9 protein-coding genes are annotated in these 14228 nt (G+C 38.4%); 4 read left to right on the plus strand and 5 right to left on the minus strand.

Annotated features, from left to right (window positions below):
• Window positions 1–87: 87 nt before the first annotated feature.
• Complete coding sequence (locus ASE74_RS00700; RefSeq protein ID WP_055902864.1) at window positions 88–1899, plus strand: DUF4153 domain-containing protein; 1812 nt, start codon at window positions 88–90, stop codon at window positions 1897–1899.
• 245 nt (window positions 1900–2144) lie between these two features.
• A complete protein-coding gene (locus ASE74_RS00705) occupies window positions 2145–2786 on the plus strand; it encodes a GIN domain-containing protein (RefSeq protein ID WP_055902867.1) in 642 nt (213 codons plus the stop codon).
• Window positions 2787–2946: 160 nt separating this feature from the next.
• Here the strand turns inward: ASE74_RS00705 and ASE74_RS00710 are convergent, their stop codons facing one another.
• Window positions 2947–4488, minus strand: coding sequence for an aldehyde dehydrogenase family protein (locus tag ASE74_RS00710; RefSeq protein WP_055902870.1), 1542 nt, complete (start codon window positions 4486–4488; stop codon window positions 2947–2949).
• A gap of 123 nt (window positions 4489–4611) precedes the next feature.
• On the opposite strand from ASE74_RS00710, the gene ASE74_RS00715 reads away from it, so the two are divergent.
• Window positions 4612–7122, plus strand: coding sequence for a M1 family metallopeptidase (locus tag ASE74_RS00715; protein ID WP_055902873.1), 2511 nt, complete (start codon window positions 4612–4614; stop codon window positions 7120–7122).
• 92 nt (window positions 7123–7214) lie between these two features.
• Here the strand turns inward: ASE74_RS00715 and ASE74_RS00720 are convergent, their stop codons facing one another.
• Genes ASE74_RS00720 through ASE74_RS00730 form a run of 3 tightly spaced genes read right to left on the minus strand, consistent with a single transcriptional unit; the run spans window position 7215 to window position 12755 of the window.
• The gene (locus ASE74_RS00720; protein WP_162235769.1) at window positions 7215–8111 is read right to left on the minus strand and encodes a DUF1735 domain-containing protein; all 897 of its coding nucleotides are present in this window, start codon (window positions 8109–8111) and stop codon (window positions 7215–7217) included.
• Window positions 8112–8124: 13 nt separating this feature from the next.
• The gene (locus ASE74_RS00725) at window positions 8125–9627 is read right to left on the minus strand and encodes a SusD/RagB family nutrient-binding outer membrane lipoprotein (protein ID WP_055902878.1); all 1503 of its coding nucleotides are present in this window, start codon (window positions 9625–9627) and stop codon (window positions 8125–8127) included.
• 17 nt (window positions 9628–9644) lie between these two features.
• Entirely contained in the window at window positions 9645–12755 is a 3111-nt protein-coding gene (locus tag ASE74_RS00730; RefSeq protein ID WP_055902882.1) for a SusC/RagA family TonB-linked outer membrane protein, read from the minus strand.
• 271 nt (window positions 12756–13026) lie between these two features.
• Between ASE74_RS00730 and ASE74_RS00735 the strand changes: the two genes are divergently transcribed.
• Complete coding sequence (locus ASE74_RS00735) at window positions 13027–13674, plus strand: hypothetical protein (RefSeq protein ID WP_055902885.1); 648 nt, start codon at window positions 13027–13029, stop codon at window positions 13672–13674.
• 11 nt (window positions 13675–13685) lie between these two features.
• Here the strand turns inward: ASE74_RS00735 and ASE74_RS00740 are convergent, their stop codons facing one another.
• Entirely contained in the window at window positions 13686–14141 is a 456-nt protein-coding gene (locus ASE74_RS00740; RefSeq protein WP_055902888.1) for a nuclear transport factor 2 family protein, read from the minus strand.
• Window positions 14142–14228 lie beyond the last annotated feature (87 nt).

Here is a 14228-nt window from a genome sequence, read left to right on the forward strand (position 1 = left end):
CGGTAATAGTTTAACCTTTTTTAACAAATTAAATTTTGAGCCTTAGCCATTAAGCTTGAAAGCAACTATCTTTAATAAAAATATTACATGAAATTACCTTCTCTCCAACAGCTTTACAATGGATTTGTAAACGTAGTTAAACGTTTTCCGCTACAGTTTACCTTTGCAATTGCTGCAACATTGTGTTGGTGCTATTATATCGATATTTCTGATTATCGGGACTATTCAGAACAGAACGAAAATCTAAAAGATCATTTAATAAAGGCAATTGCCATTTTAGACCTGGCGCTCACGCTCTTATTGGCTCTCGATTTAATTTCAGAACGGAACCAATACACATTAAAGAAAAAGTGGTTATTGCGTTTAGGTGGTGTACTCATCTGTGTTTTGCTTTATTTCAGCCTCGATCCAACAAATTATTCGGCAGATCTTTACCGCATTTTCCTATTTGCTTTTGCCTTCCATTTGCTTGTAGCCTTTGCACCATTTATCGGTCAGAATAAAATAAATGGCTTCTGGCAGTTTAATAAAGCCCTTTTTCTTCGGTTTCTTACCTCTGCACTTTATTCTGCAGTACTATATGCTGGTTTGGCTATTGCCTTGGTTGCCATTGACGGATTGTTTAATGCGGAAATTAAATGGCAGACATACATGACCCTATTTGCCATTATTAGTGCTGGATTTAGCACTACCTTCTTTTTAGCAGGAATTCCAACCGATTATAAATTGCTGGAAGATGATCATAGTTACCCTAAAGGCTTAAAAATATTTGCCCAATTCGTACTTATTCCACTGGTGACCATTTATTTAGCGATTTTGCTCGTTTACGAACTCAAGATCGCTGTGTTATGGGAACTGCCAAAAGGTTTGGTGTCTAGCTTGATTTTAGGTTACGCTGTTTTTGGGATCTTATCACTGCTCCTGGTTTATCCTATTAAAGAAACGGAAGGCAATAGTTGGATTAAACTGTTTTCAAAGTTCTTTTATGTAATGATGATTCCATTGGTGGTGCTTTTATTGCTTGCCGTATGGAAAAGGGTGGGGCATTATGGCATTACAGAAAGCAGGTATATTTTAACCGCACTGGCTTTATGGTTGGCAGGGGTGACCATCTATTTTCTCTTCAGTAAAAAGCAGAATATAAAGGTAATCCCGCTAAGTTTGTGCATCATTTCGCTATTGGCTACTTATGGCCCGCAAAGTGCCTTTTCTATATCTAAATATTCACAGTTAAGCCGGTTAAAGCGGATCATGGGCAGTAAGAAAAAAGATGATATTAAAGAAAAACCAGCCGTAATCAGATATCTTGTATACACCCACGGATTAAAAACCCTTCAACCCTTTACCAAAAGAGATCTTAGTAAAATAGAAGAAAAAATAGATGCTACCAATAGCTATCGGTACAGCATGCGCATGAACAAGGTTGATACCGCGTTGGCTATTTTTAAAGTTAAAGGTGATTTGGAATATGATCATGGTGTGAGCATTACACTCCAAAATGATCAAAACCAGGTTTTAAATGTCAAGGGCTATGACTACCTGATCGAAATGAATGGATATCAGGAAAAAAAAATAACCCGGATTTATGGGACAGATCTAACAACAAATAAAATCGGTTCAAAACTCCTGCTATTGGTTAATAATCAACCAGCTCTGCAGCTTGATTTGAAAGAAGTATTTAAGCAAGCAGTTGATGCATATAAAAAAGGTGCCTTAAAGGCGACAAATAAAAAACAAGAATACCTTTACCCCGCAAAGCTGATGAGTGTTGCTAAAAATATTAATGGGTATCAATACATCATCATCGTTACCTCTTTACAAAGCACCTATTACGAAGATGATGGTAAGGATTATTTTTGGAGTGAGACAAAGAGTTATCTGCTCATTAAAAAGCTATAAACCAAATCTCTTCCTAATAAATGGCCGGTCTTTAAACAGATTGGCCTTTTTTGTTTGTCGATGTTTCAAAAAACAAGCAGGTTTTCGTATAGGTTATTTTGGCGTTCGTCTATAAATAAAAGCCCATGGTATAATAGCCCATAATTGGCTGAAACGTTTTCACAAGAACACCGTCTTAATTACAAAACCACCTAATTATTAGGAACTTAAAAATATAGGATTTATAAACATAAAATATTAAGGTCATGAAAACTTCTATCAAAAATTTGTTCACAGCAACATTAGTAATGTTTACGCTAAGCAGCGCAACAGTTGTAGCAAATGCTACAGAAAACAATGCAAACTACACCGCAATAACGATGGTGAAAAACATCAATAAAATTGTAGTATCTGGAAATGTAAAATTGATATTGATACAGGATGTAAAAGAAAGTATTGAAGTTTACGATCAATATTATACCAAAAACGCATTGATACAGCAACAGGGTGCAACATTGAGAATCAGCTCATTCGAAAAAAATACTTTAACGGTTATTGCGCACGTTAATAATTTAAATAGTATCGAAGCATTAAATACCGCAACGGTTAGCACTGCCGGGAAATTTAATTTATTAAACTTAAGCGTTGTTTTAGGCGATGATGCATCAGCAGATCTAAACGTTAATACAGTTAATTTAACTACTGATGTAAATGATTCAGCCGCTTTAAAGCTCGAAGGTTCAACACAAACACACCAATCGAGAAGCGGTATCACTTCTAAAATAGAAACTGGAAAATTTATAGCTCAGGATACCTATACTAAACTGGTTGCAAAATCTGCTTTGGCAAAAAACAACAAATCCCGTTATGATGATCTTCAGGTAAACTTATTAGAAAAACTATTCTAACTCCATCATATATTTACCAAAAAGGCGCTGAGGTTAATTTCAGCGCCTTTTTTATTTTTTGTCCTTACTGCCAGCAGGCTTTTTCAGCCGAGAGCCTGTCCCGAATTTTAGTGGAAAAACCCTGCACCTATGGGTTATTACTATTGCATTAACGATCCTGCTACAAATCGAATTTTATACCCTGTGCCAGGGGCAAAGTATTTGAATAATTAATGGTATTGGTTTGTCTGCGCATATATGCTCTCCATGCATCAGATCCACTTTCCCTACCTCCTCCAGTTTCTTTCTCCCCTCCAAAAGCACCACCTATTTCAGCACCAGAGGTACCAATGTTTACATTAGCAATACCGCAATCTGATCCCTTAGCAGATAAAAACTGTTCCGCTTCCCTTAAATTTAAAGTCATAATGGCTGATGATAACCCTTGTGGCACACCGTTTTGCAAGGCAATTGCCTCATCTAAAGTTTTATATTTTATCAGGTATAAAATTGGCGCAAAAGTTTCATGCTGCACAATTTTAAAATCATTCTGAACTTCAGCAATACAAGGTTTTACATAACAACCACTTGTATAGGCATCGCCAGATAAAACGCCACCTTCTACTACAAAATTGCCACCCTCTGCCTTGCATTTTTCTATCGAATCTAAATAGGCAGTCACCGCATCAGTATCAATTAGCGGCCCAACATGGTTGTTTTGATCTAAAGGATCGCCGATACGGAGTTGACTGTAGGCTTTAACCAACTTTGCTGTAAAAGCATCATATACACTTTCATGAATAATCAACCTGCGGGTAGAAGTGCAACGCTGCCCTGCGGTACCAACTGCACCAAATACAGCTCCGATTAAACTCATGTCCAAATCGGCATGTTCAGAGATAATGATCGCATTATTGCCTCCAAGTTCCAACAAACTTTTACCCAAACGGGCACCCACCGCAGCTCCAACGGCTTTTCCCATACGGGTAGATCCTGTTGCAGAAATTAATGCAATGCGACCGTCATTCGTCATCATTTCACCTACGCTTCTATCTCCTAAAATGAGGCTGCAAACCCCTTCGGCTATATTATTATTTTTAAAAACCTTAGCTATAATATGTTGACAGGCAATGGCTGTTAAAGGCGTTTTTTCTGAGGGTTTCCAGATGCAAACATTACCACATACCAGGGCTAAAGCCGTATTCCAGCTCCAAACGGCCACAGGGAAATTAAATGCAGAAATAATCCCGACAACCCCCAGTGGATGCCATTGCTCATACATGCGGTGGTTCGGACGTTCGCTATGCATAGTAAGACCATATAGCTGACGTGATAAGCCCACAGCAAAATCGCAGATATCAATCATCTCCTGCACCTCACCAAAGCCTTCCTGCAAGCTTTTTCCCATTTCGTATGATACGAGTGTACCCAATGCATCTTTATTTTCACGTAAAGCATCGCCAAACTGACGCACAATTTCTCCCCGCTTTGGCGCAGGAATGGTACGCCACTCTTTAAATGCCGATTGCGCTTTTAACACAACAGCCTCATAATCTGAACTGCCGGCAACCTTTGCCGAAGCAATCAGTTCACCATCAACAGGAGAAAAACTTTCTAAAGTATCCGGATTCGATTCTCCACCCCAATTGTTGCCTGTACTAAAGGCAGGATTGCTCGCCTGAATGCCCAATTTATTTAAAATGGATTGAATAGCTGTAGTCATATATCTAACGATTTACACAAAAAAACAAAAAATTAACAGAAAGGGGACTACATTTGAGTGTTTACTTTACCACAATTCTTAATATCGTGGTTTAAAGTTAACTGACTTATCAAATCTTTAAAAATGAATAAAAAATTTATTGCCTGTGGCATAATATTGTTTTCTGCCTTTACGGCCAATCTACTTTTTGCACAGGAACAACCGGTAGAAAAATCAACCAATCTTGTTGTTTACCGGGCAACGGCAACCAAGGTTAATGATCTTGTGCATACCAAACTTGATGTAGCTTTTGATTATGCTAAGCGGTACCTCTACGGAAAAGAATGGGTTACCCTTAAACCACATTTTTATGCCACAGATTCGCTAACCCTCGATGCACAGGGCATGGACATCAAAACGGTTGCATTGGTTGGTGCCAAAGGAAATACACCGCTTAAATATGTTTATAATGACAATAAACTGCATATCACTTTAAATAAAAAATACACCAATACTGAAAAGTATACGGTATACATTGCTTATACCGCAAAACCCGATGAGCTAAAAGTAAAAGGCAGCGCAGCCATAACCGATGCAAAAGGACTTTATTTTATCAATCCGGACGGAACTGATAAGAATAAACCAACGCAAATATGGACACAAGGCGAAACGGAATCCTCTTCGGCATGGTTCCCTACCATTGATAAACCCGATCAGAAAACTACTGATGAAATTTCGATGACCGTAAAATCGAAATACACTACACTTTCTAACGGAAAACTGGTGAGCCAGAAAGCCAATGCCGATGGAACCAGAACAGATACCTGGAAAATGGATCTTCCACATTCACCATATCTGTTTATGATGGCTGTAGGCGAATTTAAAGTAACAAAAGATACTTATAAAGGCAAAGAAGTAAGTTATTACTTAGAACCAAAGTTTGCACCCTATGCGAAACAGATTTTTGGAAAAACGCCAGATATGATCCAGTTTTACAGCAATTTGCTTGGTGTAGATTATCCATGGAACAAATATTCGCAGGTGGTTGCCAGAGATTATGTTTCGGGAGCTATGGAGAATACTTCGGCAACTTTGCATGGCGAACAGGTACAAAAAACCGATCGCGAGCTGCTGGATGGCAATGAGGAAGGAACAATTGCACATGAACTTTTTCACCAATGGTTTGGCGATTATGTAACAGCAGAATCATGGTCTAACCTAACCATGAACGAATCTTTCGCCACATTTGGAGAAGTAATCTGGCATGGCCACGATGCCGGTCAGGATGCAGAAGATAAGTCACGCTATGATAAGTTGCAATCTTACATCGGTTCGACCAAAAAAGGCGAAAGCCCTGTTTTAGCGCGTTTCTATTATGGTGACAAGGAAGATATGTTCGATAACATCAGTTATGCAAAGGGATCGATTATTCTGTATGCATTAAAAAACCAGATGGGCGATGCCGCTTTCTACAAATCGCTTAACCGTTATTTAACCACAAATGCTTTCAAAAATGGCGAAACGCAACAATTGCGATTGGCTATGGAAGAGGTTACCGGTAAAGATTGGAGCCCTTATTTTAACCAGTGGTATTACAATGGCGGCCACCCCATTTTAAGCATAGATTATGGTTACCAAAATGGAAAAGCCACCATTAAAGTAAAACAGACCCAGGATTCGAGTGTTCAAACCTTTATTTTACCAATTAAGATTGATATTTATGCAGGTGGCCAGAAAATCAGGAAAGAAATTCTGATCAACAGCCGCGAGCAGAATTTTAGTTTCGATGTTAACAGTAAACCCGACTTAATTGATTTTGACACAGATAAAATTTTAGTTGGTGAAACTAACGACAATAAAACCGCAGAAAACTATTATTTCCAATATAAAAATGCGCCAAGCTATGCCAATAGGATAGAGGCACTTCAGTTCATCATGCAAAGCAAAGCCAACAGCGGCCAACAAGTACTTTTAGAAGGATTAAAAGACAAATCACCCGATTTACGTGCGCTAAGTATTGATGGCATTAACCTGGAAGATGCAAAAATCAAAGCGGTGGCTTTACCAATCCTACTTCAAATTACCAAAACTGATAAGGATACTGAGGTAAGGGCTGCTGCAATTGTGAAATTAGCTGAAACAGGAGATATAACATATAAAACTTTAATGAGCGAAAGCTTAAAGGATAGATCGTACAAAGTAATTGCAGCGGGTATTGGTGGTTTAGCCAAACTGGCTCCGCAAGAAAGCATTTCGGCTTTATCTTCACTAGATGCGGACACAAAAGATCATATTGCACCTTCTATTGCATCGTTATACATTAGCGATCCTAAAGATGAACATCAGGCATTTTATGAAAAGATTATGCTTACAGGTGACCGGAATGAAATCTTTTCAGTAATTGGCCAGTATTTCCAGTACTTGAGGGCGAATACCAATCCTTCGGTTACCGAGAAAGGTATAAACAACATCAGCAGTGCTATCGAAAGGTTAAAACTGCAATCCTATTTAAACAAACAACTGGCAGGTGCATATACTGCAACAGCGCAGGCAAAAACGCAACAGGCCGCAGCCGTAAGTGGCGATGCTAAAGCAAATTTTACCAAACAGGCTGAACTCTTTAAAAAAGGTGCAGCAGATTTAGGGAAGGAATAGTATTTAGCATTAGCTTTAACTATATTATTAAAAAAGGAAGCCCGTTTGATTGTTTCAAACGGGCTTCTGTATTTTATGCTGTTTATATTAACTTATCTGATGGAAACATAGTTAAGCGTATCGGTAGCCGATCGGCTTGTTGGACTAGCACCCCATTTAAAGGAGATATAAAAAGTTTTCGTTGCCGGGTCGTAACGGTTATCGTAAGCCGGATCATTAGCCAAAGTTGCATTGCCCTTGCTTTTCATCGTTACCTTGTTGGTTGCAGGATCAACATTAATGGTTAATCCATCAATACCACCGGCTCCACCACCGTCTGCCCAGTTCTGAGAAAAATTAACCGCATTAGCACCATTACTCGACAAATCTTTACTCAAGCCTTTAAAAAAGCCAGTTAAGCCGCCAGTATCACCTTCTCTAAAAACATAACCTTTGCTTGAGTATTTTCCATCATAACGATTTCTAACGCCTACATTAATAACCACAGCACCAAATTTATTGCTAATTACTTCTCCAGAAGCATCTTTAATAATTACAGGTAAACCGTAACCAATAGCAGGATCAAGTGCTGTACTCACAAACTTCACCGGAACCTGTACCCTACGCTCATTCGCAGGAATCGTAATCGTTGTCGGCATTGTAAAAGCATTCGTTGGTACGATCTTTAATGGAGTATCAGTAGGGTGCGCCTTATTATATGTTAAAAGCGTAGCCGGATCGATAGCTAAAGTAACCTTAATATCAGTCGGCTTTGTGCTTGATGCCGCATAGTTAATGTAAAAGTAATAGTCGGTTGGAACATCTTTTTGAATAAGTGAAGTGCTTAAAGAGTTGATGCTGCCATCACCCACTGGTGAGCCAACAGGAATTTCTACAACTGGTGTTGTTGATGAGAAATCAGGTTGCTCATTTTTGTTCTTCAAACAAGAAGACAAACTTATTATGCATAATGCTGCAATAAGTCCTTTAAATATATTTTTATTTTTCATCGTTTTAAATGATTTATTTAACATCCCAGAAAATTTTAGACGTAAACTGGTTAATTGTACCTTCTGCAATTACATTTGCCGAGTTGGTGTTATATTCTCTTTGTGGATATAACATTCTTACCGGGATTTTTTTGGTAGTTACCGTAGAAGAAATAGATATCGGCATATCTGCAGGAAGCTCTAAACGTCTGTAATCTGTCCAGGGTTCAATATCATTTGTACCGTTCATGGCTGCCCACTTTTGTTTAATGATCAAGGCAATTTTGTCTGCGTTAGCACTCCAATTTGCCACATCCTGATCAGCAAGGTAAGTTACTGCATCTGTATCCTTTAATCCCAGGTAAACAAAGTTGGCCGTTACAGCGGCTTCATAATTCGCTTGTGCATTACCGCCCAGGTAACCTCTTTGTGCAGCTTCAGCCTGTAAGAACAAACTCTCAAAATCTGTCATAATAGGCTGCGATTGATCGAATGATTTTAATACCCCTTTACCAATACCTGAAACGGTAGTAAGTGTCTGATCGAAATTTACATCCTGGCCCCAAACTAAGCTTACATAAGTACTTCCTGCACCATCATTAACTGTGCTATAAAACTTACCTAATCTTGGATCATTATTATTTTTTAGGAAATCCATGCCGTAAGTGCTGGCCAGCATATAGGTGTGCGATGCAGTTTTGTCGCCATTGGCAGCATAACCATATACGCCCCAGAATGGATTTTGCTTACCAGATGTATTTAAATAACCTGGATTATTGAACATTCCCTCACCAACTCCGATGTATCCAAATCCATTTGCAGTAATTTTTGCAATCTCATCTTTGATGTACTGTTCTCTACCAGGAATTTCCGATTGACGTAAAAGAATTCTAAGTTTTAACGTATTGGCAAATTTACCCCATTTTTTCACATCTCCTTTGGCATAAATATCAGCCGTAACATCTGACGGGCTTACCGTTGCTGTTTTAAATAAATTTGCTGCTGTATCTAATTGCTTCGCCAGATCTTCGTAAATAGCCTGCCCTTTATCGTATTTTGGGTTAAGGAAAAGAACCGATTTAGACGCCTGCGTGTAAGGCACATTACCGTAAAAATCTACCAGGTATTGGTAATCCCAGGCTTTCATTGTTTTGGCCACCGCAACGAAGAAATTTTGCCCTGTTGCTTTGCCCTGTTTTTCTAAAGAGGCGTAATCGTTAAGGTTATCGTACAAATTGCCCCAAAGCGTAGTAGAACCGCTCCAGTTGGTGGTAAAATTGTACGAACGCTCTTCGTACCAACCTGAAACACCTCCTGGGGTCATCCAATAGTTCATCCACAAGGCTGCAAAGCTGTAAAAAATAGAGCCGCCCGTTGTATATGCAGCAGTATTGTTTAACGCACCCGTTAATATTAAAGAAGGTTTAACATTTGTAGCGTTGTTGGGATTATCATTAATATCTAAAAAACCCTTTTTACAGGCACCAAGCATTAATACTGCCGATACTGTAAACACATATATAAATTTCTTTTTCATGTTTCTTTTATTAATTGTTAAAAGCCAATTGTTGCGGTAAAACCATAAATACGTGTAGGAGGCGTTTGATTCAAGTTATTAACACCTTGTGCATTCCCTGTGCCCACGTTAATCTCCGGGTCAGTATAAATGTTATCACTAGGCCTGAACATAAATAAGTTTCTTCCGATCAAGGCAATACTTGCATTCTTGATAAATTTGGCTTTGCTCTGCAACCACTGTGTTGGTACCTGGTATGCCAAAGAAAGTTCTCTGATTTTCCAGAATGCAGCACTCATTACGTAGTTAGAGGCCGTATTATTACGGATGCCATCAGCCCAAAAAGATCCATTGCCCTGTATAGTAGTGGTATTGGTATTAGGAACAAATACGCCTGGTGAAGTTTGGATTACTGAATTTGGATAAACAAAACGTTCACGACCAGCCTGGGCAGATGTATAACTAATACCCGCAAAATCCAATGTGCTTGCAAAACTATTATAGAAAACGTTACCACTGCGGTATTCTGCAACACCTGATAGCGTAAAGTTTTTAAAGGTAAAGCTGGTGTTAAAACCAACTACAGTACTTGGGTTGGTTTGTCCGAAATCTTTATTAATTGGGTTTGAAAGTGGCAAACCTGTATTGGCATCCACAATCACACGGCCTAGCGGATCTGTTTGGTAACTGCTCACCTGTAACGAAGGAAAACTCTGACCTACTACGATATAGTTGTTGTCGCCAATACCCAATTGATTTTGACCCTGATATAACGATAGTACCTTATTGGTGTTGTACGAATAATTTACACCTACATTCCATCTAAATCCGTTTGAAAAACCAATTACCGGTGCCGCGTTTAAGCTAAATTCAATTCCCTTATTTTGGCCTTCGCCAGTATTAATTACTGCACTTGTATAACCGGTAGTACCAGATAAATCTATCCCGTTAATGATTTCCTGATCTTTGGTATTTTGCAGATATGCCGAAGTTTCTAAAGTAATCCGGTTATTTAAGAAACCAACATCTACACCAATTTCTTTTGAAATGGTTTGCTCTGGTTTCAAGTTAGGATCATAAACTGCGTTATCAATAGAGTATCCTGCGGTACTGCCATAAGGAAAGTTTCCTGCCGGACTGGTGGTAGAAAGCAATTTGTACGGATCGATCTGTACTGCGTATACTTTAGAAATACCTCCGCGGATTTTTAAGTTACTGATGATTTTGCTTTCTTTTAATGCAGGTATTGCATCTGTAAGTGTTAAAGCTGCATCAATTGCCGGATAAAAGAAAGAGCGGTTACTTTTGGCTAATCTCGAATCCCAGTCATTTCTACCAGAGATATGGATCGTTAAGTAATCGTTGTAGGTAGCCGTTAAATCTCCAAATAAACCCAGCTGGCGGGAGTTACGTTCGTTTTCAGATCCCACGATCTCACCAGAACGGTTATTAAGGTTAAAAAGATTATCAACCACTAAATCGTTGCCAGATTGAGTCATGTACTTATAGTTTTTCTGAATCACCTGCGCACCACCAATCAGCGTAAATTTAAATTGCTTAAACGTTTTAGTTGCAGTTGCAAGAAAATCCCCTGTATACCTGCTTTCAAATTCACTGTAATCTGTTACTGATGATTTTGTGTATTGATTGGCTGCTATCCCTTTACCCGAATTGTGTGCAAAATCCGAATAGGTATAGGCATAGTTCTTATTTTTACCCAGTGTGTTTTTAGTGCTCAAACCACCTCTCGCCATCAAACTCAACCAATCAACTGGTTTATAGGTAAATGAAACATTACCCAGCAAATCGTCTCTTCTCTCGTTGTTGCGGTTTTGCTGTAAACCAAAATATGGGCTGTTATAATAATCATTGTAGTAATCGTTAGGATTACCATATTTCGAATTTAAATCACTGTACTCAGTCAATGGTACGTTTCCTGGCGTATTGATTACATTGTTATATACCTGATTGTTACTCTTATCGTAATTTCTCTGAGTATAGTTAAATGAATAATCCGCTAAAAATTTGTTCAGTTTACGTGTTCCGTTAATACGGATTGCAGTTCTGTTGGATTTATCTCCCGGAACATAACCTTTACTGTTTACACGCTGAAGGTTGATATAGGTTGTTCCGTTCTCGTTTCCTCCAGAGTAGGTAACATCATTCTGCTCATCGATACCAGTTTCAAAGAAACTCTCTTTTTCGCCATCTTTATAAGTGTAAGGAACCATCTGGTAAGTTCCATCTTCTAAAATACGGCCCAACGGTCTGATGCTTCCATCAAAACGCTCTCCAAAGGTCTGGTTCTCAAAAGGAGTATATAAACCAAATCCAAAGTCATCCTGAGTAGTACCACCACCAAACTCTGTTTGGAGCTTAGGGAAGTAACTTAAACGATTTAGTAAAGTGGAATTAGTATAGGTTATGCTACCGCCATCAGAAGATCCCCTCTTGGTACTCACAATAATTACTCCGTTAGAAGCATCCGATCCATAAAGTGCTGCTGCGTTTGCACCCTTCAAAATATTCACATTGTCAATATCGTTCGGGTTAATTGAGTTCAGCTGGCTCAATGGAACAATAATACCATCCAAAACCAAAAGCGCCTGGTTGTTACCGGTAAACGACCTGTTACCACGCAATACCACCCTTACCTGGTCGCCGGCATCAATCTGGTTATTGGCCTGGTTAATCTGCAAACCTGCCACTTTACCAGATAAACCCGTTGCAAGGTTGGTTGGCCTGCTCGAGGTTAGTGCCTTACCGGTTACCTGTTGCGTTGCATAACCGATTTCCTTTGGCTTACGTTTAATACCCAATGCAGTAGAAATCGTAACCTCGCTTAAACTTTTTGAGTCTGGCTCAAGGTTAACATTCAAATTTGATTGCGTACCCACTGCGATTTCTTTCGCTACGAAACCGATATAAGAGAATTGTAACACCTCATTCGCATTAACGCTAATGGTAAATCTTCCATCCGACCCGGTGGATGTTGCTTTTTTTGTATCCTTTACACGGACACTAACCCCTGGAAGCGGCAATCCATCATTAGATGCAACCACTTTCCCAGTAATATTTTTACTCTGAGCATCTGCTTGTATGATACCGCAAAATAAAAATATGAATAAACACAGTACGAGTTTTTTCATAGTTTTTAAAGTTTGTTTAAGTTAATATTCCGCGAATTACAGTTTTTATTATCAATAAATCAAAAAAAATAATGATTATCTTAAAAATGTTATAAATTGCATTTAAATAATCACTAAAATGTTTTAGTAATTTGGAATTATAAGCAATATCCGTAGAAAATCCTCTTATTTTTAGCTTGTTTTTCATTTGTTTTAATTTTGATTTAAAATTTATCGCCAACAAAAAGAACCAATCGAAACACACAAAATTTTCGCCTTATAAAACGCAACCATGAAAAAAATTTTCTTACTTCTTATTTTAATCAGCCTCACTACTTACAATTTTGCACAGAATGTTACAGTAGGCCCAAGTGCGAAACCACTTTTAAAATCAGTAATTAAAAATCCTGTTGAAGGAAGTCCTTATTTCAACACCAAATACGCCAATGGGAGCATTAAAACGGTTAGTCAGAAAGCGTTTGACATTAAAAATGTAAGGTATAACCTGGAAACGCAACAATTGGAATACACAGAAAATGAAAACGTTTACGCCATTCAGGATTCCGTGCAATCTTTCACTTTGCTTGATTCTGTTGGCAATTCTCATCAGTTCATTAAATTAAAAACCGGTCAGGCAGAAGGTTTTTACGAAGCAGTTGCTGAGGGCAACGTTAGCCTGCTAAAACAATACTCGATTAAAAAAGAAATAGTAGAAGATTGGTTTACCAAGAAAAAAACCAACAAACTCGTACAGCGTACCGCATATTTAACCAGTAAAGCTGGAACAATTCAAAAATTTACGCCTTCAACAAAAAACATTACTACGGTTTTGGCCGATAAAAAGGAACAAGTAGCTACTTTCATCAAAAACGAACAACTGGATTTAAAACAGGACGATGACCTGATTAAAGTGTTTAAATATTACAATACTTTACAGTAAAACAATAAAGCTTATTTACAGCCTGTTTTTCTTCTTGTATCAATAAGGTAAACAATCTGCCGGCCTTGATCTCGTTTTACCAACTGAAAGGAATTTACCCCGCAATGGCTAAATTTTTGGCCAAGGTAAAACTTATAGTCTGTCCAAACCGAAGCCAGCGCACCATCAACCAATATTTTGGTAAAAATTATCTGTTCATCATATTTTTCCTGGTGCGGTGCTCCGATAAATTTTACAAAATCATTTACCGATTCGGTACGGACAACCACTTTTCCATCCTTTTCAACAATTGTTTGCATAATAGCACTATTGGCAAACGCAGCCCTTGTTAAAGTACTGTCTCCGGTCTTCATCCCTTCGAAAAGATTATTTACCGCTTTTTTAATGGCGGCTTCCTCGTTAAGCTGTGCAAAGCTTTGAGTAACAAAACATAGTAAAAACAGGGCAAAAATGACTGATCCTTTCATGACTTCTCAATTACGTATATACCATAAATTTATAGTATTTTTGTAAAAGAAGGGAAAAGGAACCGCGATGTTGCAAAAAATCAATCG

The organism is Pedobacter sp. Leaf216, from assembly GCF_001421515.1.
Classification (GTDB): Bacteria; Bacteroidota; Bacteroidia; order Sphingobacteriales; family Sphingobacteriaceae; genus Pedobacter.